Source organism: Akkermansiaceae bacterium (assembly GCA_019634595.1).
In the GTDB taxonomy this organism is placed as follows: Bacteria; Verrucomicrobiota; Verrucomicrobiia; order Verrucomicrobiales; family Akkermansiaceae; genus Luteolibacter.
In genome coordinates, this window is the sequence record JAHCBC010000003.1 from 899989 (window position 1) to 917283 (window position 17295).

At 62.2% G+C, this 17295-nt stretch carries 16 protein-coding genes and 1 tRNA gene; 2 read left to right on the forward strand and 15 right to left on the reverse strand.

What is annotated here, in order from left to right; translation table 11 throughout:
- Positions 1-166 precede the first annotated feature (166 nt).
- Positions 167-1048, reverse strand: coding sequence for a methylenetetrahydrofolate reductase [NAD(P)H] (gene metF / locus KF712_14595; protein ID MBX3742219.1), 882 nt, complete (start codon positions 1046-1048; stop codon positions 167-169).
- A 22-nt stretch (positions 1049-1070) separates the two neighbouring features.
- On the reverse strand, positions 1071-3413 hold the full coding sequence (metE, locus tag KF712_14600; GenBank protein MBX3742220.1) for a 5-methyltetrahydropteroyltriglutamate--homocysteine S-methyltransferase: 2343 nt from the start codon (positions 3411-3413) through the stop codon (positions 1071-1073).
- A gap of 75 nt (positions 3414-3488) precedes the next feature.
- Here metE and KF712_14605 point away from each other — a divergent pair, with 75 nt between their 5' ends.
- Together KF712_14605 and KF712_14610 are read left to right on the forward strand one after the other, a co-directional pair.
- The gene (locus KF712_14605; protein ID MBX3742221.1) at positions 3489-4421 is read left to right on the forward strand and encodes a LysR family transcriptional regulator; all 933 of its coding nucleotides are present in this window, start codon (positions 3489-3491) and stop codon (positions 4419-4421) included.
- A 3-nt stretch (positions 4422-4424) separates the two neighbouring features.
- On the forward strand, positions 4425-4760 hold the full coding sequence (locus tag KF712_14610) for a hypothetical protein (GenBank protein MBX3742222.1): 336 nt from the start codon (positions 4425-4427) through the stop codon (positions 4758-4760).
- Between the two features lie 251 nt (positions 4761-5011).
- On the opposite strand, the gene KF712_14615 is transcribed toward KF712_14610, so the two are convergent.
- The 13 genes from KF712_14615 to KF712_14675 all read right to left on the reverse strand — a co-directional run bounded on the left by KF712_14615 (position 5012) and on the right by KF712_14675 (position 17126).
- Complete coding sequence (locus KF712_14615) at positions 5012-5959, reverse strand: hypothetical protein (protein MBX3742223.1); 948 nt, start codon at positions 5957-5959, stop codon at positions 5012-5014.
- A gap of 82 nt (positions 5960-6041) precedes the next feature.
- Positions 6042-7697 (reverse strand): hypothetical protein, encoded by a 1656-nt coding sequence (locus KF712_14620; GenBank protein ID MBX3742224.1) that lies wholly within the window; start codon positions 7695-7697, stop codon positions 6042-6044.
- Positions 7694-8674: an ABC transporter ATP-binding protein gene (locus KF712_14625; protein ID MBX3742225.1), complete on the reverse strand. Its 981-nt coding sequence runs from the start codon at positions 8672-8674 to the stop codon at positions 7694-7696. The genes KF712_14620 and KF712_14625 overlap by 4 nt, the downstream gene beginning before the upstream one ends.
- On the reverse strand, positions 8671-9132 hold the full coding sequence (locus KF712_14630; protein ID MBX3742226.1) for a hypothetical protein: 462 nt from the start codon (positions 9130-9132) through the stop codon (positions 8671-8673). Before KF712_14630 ends, KF712_14625 begins: the two co-directional genes overlap by 4 nt.
- Before the next feature lie 5 nt (positions 9133-9137).
- Positions 9138-9692, reverse strand: a complete 555-nt coding sequence (locus KF712_14635) for a sigma-70 family RNA polymerase sigma factor (protein ID MBX3742227.1) — start codon at positions 9690-9692, stop codon at positions 9138-9140.
- 17 nt (positions 9693-9709) lie between these two features.
- Positions 9710-10477, reverse strand: coding sequence for a hypothetical protein (locus tag KF712_14640; protein ID MBX3742228.1), 768 nt, complete (start codon positions 10475-10477; stop codon positions 9710-9712).
- Positions 10478-10681: 204 nt separating this feature from the next.
- On the reverse strand, positions 10682-12127 hold the full coding sequence (locus tag KF712_14645; protein ID MBX3742229.1) for a hypothetical protein: 1446 nt from the start codon (positions 12125-12127) through the stop codon (positions 10682-10684).
- A 30-nt stretch (positions 12128-12157) separates the two neighbouring features.
- A complete protein-coding gene (locus KF712_14650) occupies positions 12158-13726 on the reverse strand; it encodes a FecR domain-containing protein (GenBank protein MBX3742230.1) in 1569 nt (522 codons plus the stop codon).
- Complete coding sequence (locus KF712_14655) at positions 13723-14268, reverse strand: sigma-70 family RNA polymerase sigma factor (GenBank protein MBX3742231.1); 546 nt, start codon at positions 14266-14268, stop codon at positions 13723-13725. The genes KF712_14650 and KF712_14655 overlap by 4 nt, the downstream gene beginning before the upstream one ends.
- A gap of 12 nt (positions 14269-14280) precedes the next feature.
- Positions 14281-14976 (reverse strand): hypothetical protein, encoded by a 696-nt coding sequence (locus KF712_14660; GenBank protein MBX3742232.1) that lies wholly within the window; start codon positions 14974-14976, stop codon positions 14281-14283.
- Positions 14977-15218: 242 nt separating this feature from the next.
- A tRNA-Arg gene (locus KF712_14665) sits at positions 15219-15290 on the reverse strand.
- Positions 15291-15316: 26 nt separating this feature from the next.
- Positions 15317-16597 carry an aminodeoxychorismate synthase component I gene (pabB, locus tag KF712_14670; protein ID MBX3742233.1) on the reverse strand — a complete coding sequence of 427 codons (1281 nt, stop codon included), beginning with the start codon at positions 16595-16597 and terminating at the stop codon, positions 15317-15319.
- 58 nt (positions 16598-16655) lie between these two features.
- Positions 16656-17126 carry a hypothetical protein gene (locus KF712_14675; protein ID MBX3742234.1) on the reverse strand — a complete coding sequence of 157 codons (471 nt, stop codon included), beginning with the start codon at positions 17124-17126 and terminating at the stop codon, positions 16656-16658.
- Between the last annotated feature and the right edge of the window lie 169 nt (positions 17127-17295).

Sequence of the window (17295 nt, forward strand, 5' to 3'; positions counted from 1 at the left end):
TCGCCGGCCTTGGGCGAAAAGCAGGCGCGCGGAGTATCCATCGGGGAAAGTGGCAGCCCCCGGTTCGGCTCCGGTGGAACACTTCAAGCGTATTTCAGATCATGCATCCGAGCATGGGACATTCAATCCGCACAAGCTTACCGCGCGACCATGGCGGGCCGCAATGTCACGTGGGGAGGCCAAGGGATCTGAAAATGCCGATGGTGGCGCTGGATTGGTTGAGGGTGTAGAAGTGGATGCCTTTCACCCCGTGATCCAGCAGATCCGAGCATTGGGCGGTCGCGTAGTGGATGCCGATGCGGCGGACGGCATCCTCATCCCCTCCGGCACGGGCGAGCAACCTGAGGAGTTTCGCCGGGAAACGTGCGCCCGCCGCCAGTTCCGCCATCCGCTTCAGGCCGGAAGCGCCGGTGACCGGCATGATCCCCGCGAGGATCGGCGCGTTGATCCCCGCCAGCCCGCACCGGTCGCGGAAGTCGTGGAAATCGTGGTTGTCGAAGAAGAGCTGGGTGCAGATGTAGTCGGCCCCAGCGTCCATCTTGGCCTTGAGGTGATCCATCTCCAGCATGCGGTTGGGCGTGGCGGGATGACCTTCCGGAAACCCCGCGACGCCGATGCCGAAATCATGTCCGTGCCTTTCGGAAAACTTCCGGATGAAGGACACCAGGTCAGCCGCATGGGGAAAGTCCCCCGGGGGCGTCCCGGCCGATCCCTTCGGCGGGTCGCCCCGCAGTGCGAGGATGTTCGAGACGCCCGCTTCCGCGTAGCGCCCGAGGATACCGGCGATATCGGCTTCCGAATGCCCGATGCAGGTCAGGTGCGGGATGGTGTTGAGCGCCTTTTCCTCCTGGAGCCGGACAACAAGGCCGTGGGTGGCGTCACGGGTCGTGCCGCCGGCTCCACAGGTGACGCTGACGAACGCGGGATCACAAGGCTGCAGTTCCGAGATGCTGCGGAACAGGTTGTCCGCCGCTTCGGCTGATTTCGGAGGGAAGAACTCGAAGGAGAACTTCGGTCCGTCACCGGCGAGGATATCACGGATGTGCATGCCTTGCGTCACCGGGGTTGGATCAAACGGTGGCTTTGGCGGCCCCGCGGAGATTTCTCGCGGCTTCGACCATGTTGATGAGGGCGGGTTTCACCTCGGCCCAGCCGCGGGTCTTCAGGCCGCAGTCCGGATTGACCCACAGGTTGCCCTCAGGGATGACGTCGGCCGCCTTGTTGAGCAGATCCTCGATCTGCCGGACCGTCGGCACCCGCGGCGAATGGATGTCATAGACGCCCGGTCCGATTTCATTCGGGTATTTGAAGTCCACGAACGCGTCGAGCAGCTCCATGTTCGAGCGGGATGTCTCGATGGTGATCACATCCGCGTCCATATCGGCGATGGCACCGATGATGTCGTTGAACTCCGAGTAGCACATGTGGGTGTGGATCTGGGTCGCGTCCTGTACCCCGCTGGCGGTGATGCGGAACGACTCAACCGACCAATCGAGATATTCCTGCCAGTCCGACTTGCGCAGAGGGAGGCCCTCGCGGAGAGCCGCTTCGTCGATCTGGATCACGCGGATGCCTGCCTTTTCCAGATCCACCACCTCGTCGCGGATCGCCAGGGCGAGCTGCTTGCATGAGACGGAGCGCGGTTGGTCGTCGCGGACGAAGGACCAGTTGAGGATGGTGACCGGCCCGGTGAGCATGCCTTTCATCGGGTTCTTCGTCACCGATTGGGCGAAGGCGCTCCATTCCACCGTCATCGGCCTCGGTCGGGTGATGTCACCGAACAGGATCGGAGGCTTCACGCAGCGGGAGCCATAGGACTGCACCCAGCCGAACTGGCTGAACACGTAGCCGTCCAACTGCTCGCCGAAGTACTCGACCATGTCGTTGCGCTCGAACTCGCCGTGGACCGGCATGTCGATGCCGATCTCGTCCTGCCATTCGATGCACCTGCGGGTTTCCTCCCTGAGGAAGGCGTTGTAGTCGGCGTCGGAAAGCGCGCCCTTCTTCCACTTCGCGCGGGCCGCGCGGACTTCGGCAGTCTGCGGGAACGAACCGATGGAGGTCGTCGGGAACAACGGCAGGCGCAGCATTTCGCGCTGTTGCTTCCGGCGCACCGGAAAGGCGGAGATGCGCCGGCTGTCCGCGGGTGTCACCGCGGCGACACGGGCTTTCACCGCCGGGTTGTGGATGCGGGTGCTCTCGCGGCGGCGCTTCTGGCTGGCGCGGTTCGCCTCCAGCGCGGTTTGGACGCCATCTCCGGAAACCAGGCCGGCGAGGGTGCTGATCTCGACCAGCTTCTGGTCGGCGAAGGCGAGCCAGTCCTTGATCTCCTCATCGAGCTTCTTCTCGCCCGCCAGCGTGACCGGCGTGTGGAGCAGCGACGACGAAGCGGAAACCCATAGACGATCCGCACCGACTTTCGCCTTCGCTTTCCCAAGGATGGCCAGCGAGGCGTCGAAGTCGTTCTTCCAGATGTTGCGGCCATCCACCACGCCCAGCGAGAGGATCTTGTCAGCCGGGAAAGCGGAGAGAAGGGCATCCACCTCCGCTTCCCCACGGACGGCGTCATAATGGAGCGCGGCGACCGGGAGGCCGAGGAACAGCGGAAGGTTTTCGCGCAGCTCGCCGAAGTAAGTCGCCACCAACAGTTTCGCCGATCCGGCCGCCTTGGCGAGACGCGCGTAGCTGGCGGCGAAAGCTTCGCGCTGCGTGTCGTCCAGATCGAGCGCGAACACCGGTTCATCGAGCTGGATCCATCCGGCGCCTTCCGCGGCGAGGCGCGAGAGGATGTCTTCATAAACCGGCAGCAGACGGTCGAGCAGCTCGAAGCGGTCGAAGTCCGGATTTCCGGGATCCTGCACCTTGCCGAGGGTGAGGTAGGTCACCGGGCCGATCAGCACCGGCTTCGCGTTGAGTCCCATGGCTTTCGCTTCGTGGAACTCGTTGAAGATTTTCGTATCGGAAAGCTTGAACTCGGTGGACGCCTGGAACTCCGGAACGATGTAGTGGTAGTTCGTGTCGAACCACTTGGTCATCTCCCCGGCAAAGCCGCCCGAACCGCAGGTGCCGCCGCAGCAGGAATCCTGCTCCCCCGCATCACGGGCGCCGCGGGCGATCTGGAACCGGAGGTCGAGGCTGGCGCTCTTTCCGTCCCAGGAGAAGCGGGGTGGCACATTGCCGAAAAGGCAGGCCGCATCGAGCATCTGGTCATAGAACGAAAAGTCGTTGCAGGGCACCAGGTCAATGCCGGCTTCGTGTTGCTTTTTCCACGCGTGCTTGCGCAGCTCTTTGCCAACGGACTCCAGCGCCGGACGCGGGATTTCGCCTTTCCAGAAAAGCTCGGTGGCTTTCTTCAGTTCACGCTGCTCCCCGATGCGGGGGTAACCGAGGATGTGCGTTTGGATCTTGCTCATGATGTCCGTCACCCTAGCAACCACCCTCATCATCCACCTAGTTCATTGTTTTTATGATGGTCATTCAAAAATCGAATGACCAACCTCACCCCCATGCTCGAACTCCGCTTGCTGCGCGCATTCGTCGCGATCGCCGAAACCGGCAACCTTTCCAAGGCCGGCAAACGCCTCAATCTCTCCCAGCCGGCACTTTCCCATCAGGTGAAGGCGCTTGAGGATCACCTCGGGGTGGAACTGTTCCAGCGCAAGAGCACGCCCCTGCGCCTGAGTCCGGCCGGAGAGCGCCTGCTGGGGACCGCCTACGATGTGGAGAAGATGGTCATGCAGTGCGAGCGGGATGTCGCACGGATCGCCGATGGAAAAGTCGGGCAACTCCGCATCGCGGTGGAATGTCATTCGTGCTTCGACTGGCTGATGCCCAGCATGGATGCCTTCCGCGAAGGTTGGCCGGAAGTGGAGATGGATCTGGTCTCCGGCTTCCAGCCCGATCCGGTGGGGTTGCTCCACGACGACGCCGCCGACCTCGTCATCGTCTCCACCGCCAAACCCCGCCCCGGCGTCACTTATCACCCGCTGTTCCGTTACGAGGTGCTCGCGCTTCTTTCCCGCAATCATCCCTTCACGAAGAAGGACCATCTCACCGCGAGGGATTTCGCGAAGGAAACGCTGGTTACCTATCCCATACCGGATGACCGCATCGACGTCATCCGCGAGGTGCTGGGCCCCGCCGGTGTCGAACCTGCGCGCCGCAAGACGGAACTGACCGTGGCGATCCTCCAGTTGGTCGCCAGTAACCGTGCCATCGCGGCGATGCCCGGCTGGGCGGTGCAACCGTATCTGGAGAAGAACTATGTCGCCTCCCGGCCCATCCGGAAATCCGGACTGCAAGCCAACCTGTATGCGGCGACCACGGCCGAAAAGGCCGCCGCCGTGTACATGACCGAGTTTCTCGACACCATGCGCCGGATCAGCTTCTCGACGCTCAAAGGAATCGAACCCGTGAAATGACGCATGGCACGTCCCCCGCAGGAACCATCTTCCACCGGCAGCTCCGCGTTTGTCTTCAAGGTCGCGCTCGCCCGGAACGCGAAAACGGAGGCGATCTATTTCCCCACCATTTACGTCATCCCACCGTCGGCCAAGGCCTTCGGTCCGATGGACATCCAGTTGGCGGACCATGCTTCCGCATTGTGCATGGAGGCGATCCGGAAGATCGACCCGGAGATCGGGGAGATGACCGCAACCCTCGTCAGCGGCCCGGCATTCTCCGCTTATCACGAACCGGCGTCCGGTGAACCCGCCCTGCGGAAGAACGGCTGGAAAATCCACATCGAGTGGGATCCCTGAACTCCAGCCATCCGGAAATACCCCGCCGCCGTGAATCGAACACGGATCCAGAGTTCAGGAAACTTTCTCATCCGGTCCTGTCTTCCTCATGCAGCCTGAGGACTTGTGAAATGCCCATGCGTGGCGATCAAGTGGGAATTCCCGTTCTCACCGTGTCATTACCCGCTTTGTCGTTCCCAAGTGGCGGACGTCCCCGGATCCCGGATTCTGCCAAGGAAGGCCCTTCTCCCTGATGCAGGAGCCCTGCCTTTTCATGGGGACGAACTCCAGACTCCCAGAACGCCCATTCCCTGGGCCTGCAATTCACTCCGGTAGCGCTCGATCTGCGTTTCGTTGAGAACGGGACGGAGCCTGTCCACCCGTTCTTCCACGCGCTTGCCGAAGGCTTCGAGCACCCGCTGCTTCACCTTTCCTGTATCGGCGTTTTCACCGTTTGCCGTGATTTCCGCGCCCACATCTTCCAGCAGTTTCCCGATGCCCAGGCCGTAGGGATCGAGATCCAGTCCGAATTCCTCAGCCACCATGGAAGTCGGATCGCTCCCGTCCTGCATCGCCTTCAGATCCGTGTCGGCGTTTTCAGCAAGGATGCGATAAACCTCATCCCGTTGGCCGTCCGCCAAATCGATCGTGCTCTGGATCTTCGAGAGGCTTTTCAATGCCGCCGCATCCACCTTCGACCGGTGTTCCTTCGTCCGGAATTCTTCCAGCGCCGTTTTCTGTTCCGGCGTGAGGCCGGAGAGAAGCTGTTCTTCAAGGGCTTTCGGCGTGAGTTTTTTCATCAGCTCCTCCGCGGCCTTGGGGTCGCCGGAAGCCGCGGACCCGAGGGATTTCACTCCACCTTCCAGCCACGAGCCGAGCGATGCCCGCTGGGCTTCGGTGAGATCAAGCGCGGCCGAAAGTTTTTCCATGTGCTGCGCCAACCCGCCACCGAGACGCTTGAGAAGCGCTTTCTCCACTCCATCCTGCCCTTCGACTTTGGAAGCGAAGCCGTTTTTCCCCACCGGCTCCGGCCTGGGGCGCTCCGGCCGTTTCGTTTCAGCCGTCGGTTTGATTCCCTCCGGAGAAGAATGCTTCGGCAGGGACGTTCCGGTCGCGGGAGGAACCGGGCCAGCTTCGGGATTGGCGGTTTTCGCATACCAGCCGATGAGGCATCCGGCGGCCAGCATGGCGATATTGGAGATGAAGGATTGGTGTTTCATATGCGGTGGAAATCCGCAACCGGAACGCAAAAGGTTACAGGGGGGACGCATCATTTCCCATCCACATGACGGCCCGGGTTCTTCATGCGGATTTCCCGCGGTGTGTCTTGAGGAAAAAGACCACCGCGGCGGCGGCATGCAGCGCGAGCGATACATGGAACACGCCGCGGAAGTCCGCGTCCGGCAAGGCGGCGGCTTCGGCGAATGAGGCGTAGGCGGGCATCACCAGCCCGGAGATGCCGCCGATCCACTTCGGCCAGCCGTCCAGATCGACCGCCATCAGCACGCCGATGACCGCGATCATCAGTGGCACGATCCAGACGGCGAACATGGCAGCCATCGCGATCTTCCAGCCGCGCCACAGGACCAGCGCGTGCAGGGCGAGCGCGGGAACCGCCAGGGCCGCGGCGATCCAAAGCTTGCCGGCAGCATCGAGAGTGAACTTCCGCATCTCCGGCGTTTCGCGAAGCAACGTGCCGGCGACGAGGATCCACGCGATGGCGGTCAGGAGGGAGATGGCGGCGACCCATGGCACTGAGTTCCGCCCGTCGTGCCACCACGGCGCATGGTGGAGATGACGGCAGCGGGAACGGGCCTTCCGCGACGGAACCAGAGAAAGGGTGAAGACCAGATTGACCAGTCCGAGGGCCGCGGAGAATCCGGCGAGCCACCACACGCCGATGGTCCCGTTTCCCATTCTGGAGACGAAGAAGGAGAGGCTCCGCTCGCCATGGGTGAGCATTTCCATCAATCCGCCGCCGGAAAGGGCGGGCAGGAATTCGCCGCAGGTCAGGGTGAGCAGCCACGCGGCGAACAGGGTGGTGCCGGCTTTGCCGAGGATCTGCGAATCCTGATCGTTCCAACGCCGTGCGAGCATGGCGGCGAAAGCGGCGATCATGGTGACATTGATGATCCAGTGGTAGCCGGAGACGGAGATTTTCCAGTCGAAAAAATCGACGGGGGGAGGGTAGCCGCCGTGAAAAAAGACGCCTCCTTCTTTCAAAAGGGCGGGCGTGGCGAGGCCGATCTCGGAAGTGACGGCAGCCTCCATGCCGAGATGGGAAATCAGGCCGATCCCGAATCCGCCGAGGATGGGCAGCACGAAATGCAGCAGCAGGACCATCATCTGGGAGAGGGTTCCCGCGAGAATTTTCTGGCGGATCAGCGTGCCCGCCACGAGGCCCACGGCGTGGTGGAACAATGTGGAGGTGGCGAAGATCAGATAGACTTTCACCATCATCAGCGGCGAAAGTCCTCCGAGCCATGCGCTGGCCGCGGCCCATGGGATGAGAAGCAGGGCGATGAGGTTTTCCAGCAAGGGCAGCCCCAGCAACTGTCCCACGATCTTGTGGCCGGAGGGCACCGGCGTGAGACGTTGCGCTTCCATCATGCCTTCGTTCGATTCGCGGGCGACACCGGTCGCCACGCTGAACGTGCCTTTGAAGATCACCAGAAAGCCCTGGAGCGCCAGCACCGCGCCCCACCCGAGGCAGAACGCGTTCGTGCCATGTTTCTCCAGCATGCCATGGAAGGCGGCTGAATTGAAATCCGCCTCGGCGAACGAAGGCTCGCGCACGCGCAGATACAGGAGTATGCCGGCGAGCCAGAAAAATCCGGCCACGATCTGTGTGACCACCAGCCATGGGATGAAGCGCCACGGCCGCAACGCGGCGGCATGGCGGCGGAAAACCGGATTCGCAGGCAAGTTCCAGAGGGAAGGAAAATCGGGGACGTTCATGACGGAGAGTCCTGGTTGGCGAGGCGGACGACGGCTTCCTCGACGCTGGTTTCCACGACCTGCATGCCGGTGACGCCAAGCCGGGCTTCTCCGAGCGCGACGAAAAGGGCGGAGCGTGTGAGCCGAGTTTCGTCGAGACGCAGTTCGATCGCTTCTTCATCGATACCGCGGAGTTCTTGGTTCACTCCGGGCATCGCGTGCAACCATCCGGCGACCTCGTCACGCCGCCCGGGAGCGCGGACGACGATGCGGATTTCCGTGCGGTCGAATTTCGAAAGCACCTCGCGGATGGGTCCCGCATCCAACAGCCGACCATTCTGCAAAAGACCGATGGAGGTGCAGAGGCTCTGGATTTCCGCCATGATGTGGGAACTGAGGATCACCGTGGCGCCGCCCTCGGCCTGGCGCAGGAGGGTGTTTTTCAAATCGACGCGGGCGAGCGGATCGAGGCCGCTGGCCGGCTCGTCGAGGATGAGCAGGCGGGGCCGGTGGAGGATGGATTTCGCGAGCGCGAGCCGCTGGCGCATGCCGAGCGAGAGCTTCGTGCAGATATCCTTCGAGCGGTCGAGAAGACCGACGGATTCGAGGCATTCCATGACGCGCAGATTGCGGGCCTTTCCGCGGAGGCCGTAGGATTCGGCGAAGAAGCGCAGGTATTCGATGGCGCGCAGATCGGATGGCATGGGCGCCAGATCCGGCATGTAGGTGATGAGCGAGCGGATCGCGCGCGGATGTTCGCGGGTGTTCATGCCGCAGAGTTCCACCTCGCCGCAGGTCGGCGGCAGCAGCGTGGCCATCACCCGGAACGTCGTGGTCTTGCCCGCGCCGTTCGGCCCCAGCAGACCGAAGATCTCGCCCGGCGGGATGCGCAGGTGGACATCCTCCAGCGCACGGCGTTCGCCATAGTCCACGGTGAGCCCGGCGATGCGGACCAGATCGCGGGCATCGCACGCGGCGGGAACGTTCCAGGGGATCATGGAGCAAGGGTGTGCTTCACCGCGCCGGTGGGTTCACCGAGGAAGGCAAGACCGCGGCGGAGGTCGGACTTGATGGCGGCGAGCTCTCTGTCCGCGGACGATGGTTCCGCGGAAGCGACGCTTCCGGCGGGACGAACGTCAAGGAGCAGTGAGCCGCAGACACCCAGCACGACGACCGCCGCGGCCGCCGAAAGGTAGTTGCGGAAACGATGGTCCGTTCGGGAGGCGCGTGCCTCCACGGGCAGCAGGAGGATCTTTTCGCAAAGCTCCGGCAGCGGTGGCGGCACATGTCCTGCGAGCATTTCATCCAGTCCGCCACCCCATGCTTCGAGGAAGGCGGCGCATTCGGGACAATGGCTCGCATGCCGCATCCATGCGTCCGGGAGTCTTTCGTCGCCGTCCATCGCAGCGGAGAGCCCGGCTTGCACGGCATCACAGGTGGGATCAATGTCTTCCATGGGATTCAGGATTGGATGAGGTTGGCTGGCCGCCATTCTTTCGCGAGGCGCTGGCGGGCGCGGAAAAGCAGGACCTTCACGTTCGCCACGCTCTGGCTGAGGGTGACGGAGATTTCCTCGATGCTCTGCTGCCCCTGCACCCGCAGCCACAACGCGGTGGCCTGCGCCTCAGGCAGCAGCCGGAAGACTTTTTCCCAGGCTTCCAGCGCCGCTTCATGTTCTTCCAGAATGAGGGACGGATGGCTGGAATCCATGCCACTATGGATGGCGGCCTGGAATTCCTCCACCGGCCTCTGGCGGCGGAAACGGTCCACGGCCTTGTGGCGGGCGATCATGTGGAGCCAGGCGGAAAACGGATACGCGGGATCGAAATTGGAGATCTTCAGGCAGACTTCGAGAAAGACATCCTGGCAGATATCAGAGGCATCGGAATCATTCCCACAGCGCGAGCGGACATACCGATGGATCGGCTCGAGGTGCCGCCGGACCAGTTCGTTGTAGGCCTCCTCCGCTCCGGATTTCCAGAGCAGGGCGAGATCGTTGTCCGTTTTCGCGGTCACCTTCGGGCAATGACGGTTCAGCGTTTCTCGATGGCGGCCTTCATTTCCCCGACGATCTTGTCGAGAAGGGACGCACTCAGCCCGAACCGCACCTTGAGTTTGTTGTCATCCGTGGTGACGGTGGGGCGGCCCCCGTCCACGGCCAGCCGGGCGGTGAGATCTTCCGCGAGCGCCTTGCCGATCTCCGCGGCTTCACGGTTCACGAGGCCCGCATCGAGATCGACCGTCACTCCCTCGCCCGCTCCGGCCACCGAGAAGCTGAGACTGGTGGCGGTTTTCAGCACCTTCGACTCGATGTTCCTGTTGAGGCGCAGGAGATCCACCCACCCGGAAAGACACGCGCCCTCCTGCATGGGTACCGCTGGGGCCACGGAAATCCCCGCGCTTTCCGGCGGCCCCGCCAGCCGGAGAACGGAATCGCCCTCCTGCCAGACAAGGTAGCGCACACCTTCCCTCTCGACGAGGAAACGGCCCGTGCCGTCCGGCTTCGATCCGGCCTCCACTTTCTCCATGATCGATTTCATGTCGGAAAGCCCGCGCACCTCCGCCAGCCAATCGCTTTCCGGCGTCTTCCCGTTTTCGAATCCGGCGATGCGGAACATCGTCTGGCCGCTGACCGGTGCGACGATCCCTCCCCGAGCGATGAAGAGTTCCTTCAGCCACGCATCGATCCGCGGACTCGCCTTTTCCCCGAGACGGCCCTGGATTTCCCATAGCGGTTTTTCCTCCGCGTGACCGGCCAGCGGCAGGAGGGCGGAGGCGATGATGATGGCGGTGCGTTTCATGGACAGTGATGATCCGCAACAACCCCGGCAAAGGTTACATCCTGAGATCATTCCCCACGGAATTTTCATCCGTGCGCGTCAACGCGAACCCAACTCCCCGGAACAGTCCGGGAACGACGAACACCGACATCACCGCCTGTGCGCGGGGAATGGAGATAATGCTCCGGAGTCTCATGACCATTGTGGGTTCACGTCGTGGAGATTTCATTTCCCGGCCGCGACCTTTCCGATGACGGTCCATCCGGAAACGAGCTTCGCGTCATGCGTGGCGAGATGGATGCCAGGTTCGTTCCCGCGCGTCGTATCGACGATGGAGACGGCCAGTTGATAAGTTCCGGACGGAGTTGGGAAAGGGATCGTGGTCGAGCATTCATGCCGGCTCTTCCCCTTCCACTCTCCGGGATCGATGTTCTGGTCCACGTGCACTGCGAACGGGGGCGTGCCCCCCGTGCGGAACAACGCGAAGGCGACGCGATATTTCCCGTTCCACCGCCGGTTTCCGTTAGGCAGGAATCCGATGCCCAGGTTCCGCCAGGTGTGTTTGATGGTGAGCGTCTGTCCTTCCGCTTTCTCCGGGTAGGAAATCTCTTCCGGAAAAATCCGGTAGCCGCCTTCGCTGACAAACCGCCGCACCAGATCGGGGGCAAGCTCGAACCATGTCCGGCAATCGTTCGGTTTTCTCAGATCGAGCGTGTTCGCCTTGTAACGGAAGGCATCCTTCATCGTGGCTTCGAGCACTTGTCTCGGATTTTCGAACTTTTCCTTGGGGTCTTTCCACATGTCCCATTCGCGGAGGGAGAAGTAACAGGACTCCCCGAAGAACGGCGCGTCACCGATGGTTGAGGGAAGTTTCTCATGCCACATCCAATGGCTGCCAAGGCTGTCCAACCGCGCGACGTAACCATGTCTCCCGATCGCAATGCTGCGGTCCAACGGTCCGCTGTTCCCAAGATCGGAAACGACCTGCGTCCCCAGCAGCACTCTTTTGAAACGTGCAGCGTAGCTGGAGCAGATCCATTCGTAAACTTCCGGGCGGTCTTCCCTTGGAAATCCGAGGTGATGCATCTCACCCCAGTAGCCCAATCCCACCGCATCGATGAAATCCACCGCCGCCGGATCGTCGAAAGCCATGGCGAAGGCATCGAGGAATTTTCCGAACTTCGCGCGGAACACGGGGTCGCGCGCATCGGGCGACCAGAGAGGAACGCCGCCCTCGCCTTTCTCATCGTAGCCCTTCGCTCCGGCGGCGCGGACATACGCGGGAGCGGCGGATTGTTTGCAGTCCTTCGAATTCAGGACGACGCGGAACGCCAGCTTGAGGCCGCGTTGCTTCGCGCCATCGATCAGCGTTTTGAGATTCCCAGGTTGTTCCCAGCCATAGGCTCCTTCCTCCGTTTCATAGAGCGACCATGGCAAACGGATATAGACGATGGATGCCGCCGGCACGAAGGCTTCGACTTCCTTCCAATATGCATTGGCATCCGGCAGGTGCAGATCGGCGGCATAAAGCGCCCAGCCGGTCGCCGGATTCCGCAGGACCGAGTCATGGTCCGCTTTGAAGCGGACGGTTTTGTTTCCGGCGGCAGCCGCAGGTTTCAGGAGCGCGGTGGCAGCGAAAGCGATGGCGGTGAATGTTCCGATCAGGTGCATGGAGGATGAATTCAACGGGATCGCGGCGACTTATCGCGGCGGAGCATTTCTCTCCATCAGCCCGATGATGTCTCCCTGCGGCAGGGCGGCGTCGAAGATATAGACCTCATCCATCGAGCCGCGGAAAAATCCTCCGTGCCAGTGGTCCGGTGTCGTCCGGAGATAGGAAATATTCCGGCCAAGCCAGACGCCATGGTCCGCCGACTGCGTGTTGGTCATGATCTGGCCGAGCGCGCGGCGGGAAATCCTTTCCATCTTTCCATCAATATAGACGATGACGTGTGTGCCGATGTCCTGATGCGATCCTCCATAGAGAACGATCGCAACATGATGCCATTTACCGTCACGAAGATCCTGCGTGCCGACGATCGTACCGCCAACCGCACCAACACGGATGCGGCCGTCCTCCCCATCATAAGGGATCGCGTTGATCGAGATCTGCCAAGCTTCCCCGTAGCGATCATGCTGGAAGCGCCCCCATGATACGAGTGCGGAGCTTTCGCGCGGACCGATGTCCTCCGGTACTTTCACCCAGAAGCAGACGGTGCGCGGCTTGTTGCCATCGATGCCGCGGAAGGCGCTCTCGGTGTAGGAGCCTTTGCCGTCGAACGCCATCCCCGTACCGAAGACGGCTGTCTCACGGAGGGGAGGCGCGCCTTGATCCATGAAATGAAGGGTCATTTCCTTCGGTCCCGGCGGCAGGCCCCGCTCGGCGGCCATGGCAGGGCCGGAGAGTTCGTCGAAGCCCCAGTGCACGTAGTTCGCGGTGGATTCCGAACGCGGCGGCAGCGCGGTGTAGAATCCGGCGCGGTCCGCCTCGATCCTTTTTCCGCCACCACCGAGACGCATCGCTTCGTCGCGGGCGAGAAGCTCGGTCGAACCGCCGTTCGGTGAAACCTCGACCTTGCCATCGATGACATGGATTTCGCTTTCACCGTCGGAGCTGACGGCGATGCCGAACTCGGTCCCGAGATCGACGATGTCACCTTCGGGGGTTTCGATCCGGTAGCCGTGGCCTTTTTCCGTGACGTGCATGGTCAGCCGTCCGTGCTTGAGTGAGGATCCATGGGCGGCTTCGAGCGTGAGCCGGGCCGGGCCTTCGAGGATCATCGTGCCGCGGCCATCCATTTCCAGTTCGACGAGGCCATCGGAAATGGAAAGCACCGTTCCTTTCCGCAGCGATGCACCGACCCCGCCCGCGGCGTTTCCATCCCACTCCACGCCTTCCAGCCGGGTGATCGTCGCGACGTCCTGCGGCCACAGCTTCGACCAGAGCAGGGCGCCGGCGGCGAAGATCGCGAGCGCGGCGGCGATCCGTGAGACGCGGGTGAACTTCCGGCGGATCTCCAGCCGGCGGGTGATGCTCTGACGGAAAAGATTCCGCTCGGCATCTCTGACTGCTTCGAGAAGCCGCTCGTGGATTTGTTCTTTCAGCGCGGGATTTTCGCGGAGCACGGACAAGGCGGCGTCGATCTCGGCGTGCTTCACATAGGCTTCCAGCAGTTGCGGATCGGACTTCGCCGCTTCGGTGAAACGTACGATCTCATCGGTGGATGCTTCCCCTCCGATGATGCGGGCCAATGTTCCGGGATCGTTCATGCGTTCATTCCGAGTTTGAGCTGCACGCACTGGGCCAGTTGTTCACGGATGCGGTGCAGCCGCATCGTCAGCGCGGAGTAGTTCATTCCGCTTTCGGCGCTCAGGGTGCGGACCGTGTGGCCCTTCAGGTAGCGTTCGTCCAGCAGCTCGCGGGAAGCTGGATTGAGCCTCGAAAGGCATTCTTCGAGCGCTTCGAGAAGGGAACCACCACAGAGGGAGATTTCCGGCCGCTGGCTCATCAGCTCGTCGAGTTCAGCCTGGCCGCCGATGTGGCTTTCGCGGCGCTTCCGCACATGGTTCCTGAAATGATTGATCGCGATGCCGCGGAGCCAGGCCTCGAAACTTTCACCCAGCCGGAAATCCCTGACGCGCAGGAAGGCGGTGACGAAGACATCCTGCGCGAGATCATCCACCGCATGACTGTCACGGAGCCGAGCGCGCAGGAAAGCGCGCAGCCACCCCTCATGGAGCAGGACGAGCTTGCCGAAGGCGTCGATGTTGCCCTGCTGGCTGGACCGCAGGAGTTGATCCGATTCTTCCATGGGTGGATCTGTCTAGCGTTTCCGGCGGATGAGCGCCAGTATTCCCAGTGATCCCAGAAGAGCGGTCGTGGGTTCCGGGATCAGGGTGCCGTTCAACTGAATGTCGTCGAGTCGCACGATGCGGTTGTCGACGTTACTGTTGCTGAGGTTGGAAATGGCGGCGTAGAACCGGAATTCCACCGGGGTCAAGGGAGTGAGCGTGGCGAAGCCCGAGAGATCGATGGTGGCGGGTGAATTCCAGATCGGGCCTCCTCCGTCACCCGCGATGGCCCCGCTGGCGGTGCTTCCGATCTGGGTTGTGAATCCATCGATGCTTGAATAAAGTGCCACGGAGCCGGTGAAGGGGGTCGCCGAGTTATTCTGGACGCCGAATGTGAACTTCAGGTTGTCGAGCTGATACTGGGTGCCTGGCCCGGGAGTGATGGTGAAGGTGAAATAGTCTCCCGCGGTGATCGCCCCGCCGATTGTCGTTGTGAGCCCGTTTCCACGGAAAAACACATTCCCCGCGCCGGAGAGTCCGTTCTGGCCGGCATCTCCTCCGGAAATGCTGAAATCTCCTACAGTGCCGGTGAAGGTCTGGCCTGAGGAGCTCAGATTTCCGGTGAAGGTGTAATTCGCAAGGATCGCCGCAGACGACGCGCCGCAGGTGGCGAAAATGCCCGCCGTGAAAACGGCGAGCCCGACGAGGGGATGGATTTTCCGGTGCATGATGATTTGCTTCCGGGAACGGGTTGTTTCCAACCGCTGGAAGTATCACATGGAAATTTTCCGGATCTGGATCGGAAGGCCCCTGGATGGTTGCCGCAAATCCCCGGCATACTTCAGGAATCCGATGAAGAATGGATTCATGCCCATGGGTTTCGGGGAGCTGCCGCCGACCACCGGGGCCGCCCGGGGAGCAAAAGAACCATATAGGTGACTACAGGCCATTTGCGGCCAATATCCGGAAATACCCCCGCCGTGAATCGAACACGGATCTAGAGTTTAGGAAACCCTCGTTCTATCCATTGAACTACGGAGGCGTCCGGAAGGCCCTTGGGATAGAGTGTCATCCGCCCGGGCGCAAGCTTTGCCAACGCCCGATCGCCAATCGGATTCCGGCGGCCTTGTGGAGCGTTTCCTCATACTCCTTTTCCGGATCGGAATCCGCAACGATGCCGGCTCCGACCTGATAGGTGAGGTGGTCTCCCTCCCGGATGAGCGTGCGGATGGCGATGCTGAAGGAACTTTCGCCGTTGAAACCGAGCCAGCCGATGGCCCCACAGTAGATGCCGCGGGGAGCGTCCTCCAGCTCCCGGATGATCTCCATGGCCCGCTTTTTCGGTGCTCCGGTGATGCTGCCCCCCGGGAAGCAGGCGGCCAGCGCGCCGACGGTGGAAATCTCCGGACGAAGGGTGCCCACCACGGTGGAAACGAGATGGTGGACTTGGGCGAGGGTTTCCAACCGCAGCATTTCGGAAACCGTCACGCTGCCGAATCCGCAGACCTGCCCGAGATCGTTCCGCAGCAGGTCGGTGATCATCACCAGTTCTGAGATCTCCTTGGCGGAGGTCTGCAGCTCGTAGGCGGAACGCCGGTCCTCGTCCGGATCCGGAAAGCGGGGACGCGTGCCCTTGATGGGCTGGGTTTCGATCCCACGCCCGGAGATTTTCAGGAAGGTCTCCGGCGAGGAGCTGAGCACCTCCCTGCCATCCAGCGAAAGCCAGGCCGCCATGGGCGCGGGGGAGGCTTCGCGCAGGGATTCATAGAGATCGAACAGCGAGCCGCCGGAAATCTCCGCCCGGAACGCCTGGGAGAGATTCACTTGGTAGATGTCGCCCGCGGCGATCCATTCCCTCACCCGCTCCACGCCCTTGATGAAGCGCTCCCGACCCGTCAGGGCACGGAAATCTCCGATCACGGGTGCATCCCCACCTGCTCCTTCAGCACGGATTTCAGAGGAAAGCCCGCCGGTTTCCCACCAACTGTCATCGTCGTGGCAATGCACCAGCATTTCCCGGTACTCCCCGAAAACGAACTCCCCTTCGTAGTCCACCCAACCGCAGAGTCCGCCGAGCGGGAAGCCGTAGTCCCGGGCGAAGCCTGTGCCCGCGGCATGGGCGTTCTCCAGAACCTCCCGGTCCGCGGGTGAATGGATGCTCCCTTTGAGGATTCTGACCGGGCGGGCGGCGATGACCGAGATCGTCCGCTTGCCGCCAAACGGCGTGTAGCCCGCGGAGTCGAAGAAAACCATTCCGGGCAGATGACGCAGCCGCCGGGCGACCTCCACCGGCGCAAACCCGTCCAGGCGGCGCAGGCGGTCCATGGATCCGATCAATGAGTCCTCCATCCCTGCGCAAAGGAAGCCGGGGGCCCCTACGGGTGGCAATTCCGAATTTCACCGGCTTTCACTCGACGATGACCGGGAAATAGTCCGGAAACACCGCGACCCGGAAGATCCCCACGGAGCCGGAAAGCGGGGTGGTGAAGACATGCTGCCCCGGCCCGGTGATGAAGGTATGCCCGGACACGTCCCACCAAATGAAGGGTGCGGTGGTGGTCATCCGCTGCAGGTCCGCCATGCCGAAGCGGACGAACTCCTGCCAGCCGTCCGCGGAGACCCGGTCCGCGGAAAACTCCAGTACGGCGTCACCGTCATGGTAGAACCAGATGTGTTCCCCGTCCGCCGTGGAATCCCAGGACGGCAGGTAGTACTGGCTCCTCCCCCAGTCATAGACCAGCCATTCATCCGCATTTTTCCTGGTCGGAAACTGCTCCCAGGCGGCGGAAATCGCCGCGTCCGCAAGGATTGCGGATGTGACGAAAATGATTCCCACCAGCCATCCGGCCTTACGAAATTTCCGGGTTCCGGCTCGCATAATGTGTCTGATGGAGTTGCAGCCGGGTTTATTCGACCGGATTTCCGCCCTTCCGGGGGCCGGATCCCGGTAAAATCCGCGAGTTGGGGATTGCCAAATTCTCTGCCTCGACTAAGCAGTTCCGCCCGGCGCGAAAACCGTCGCCCCGCCAACCGAAGCCACCAAACGC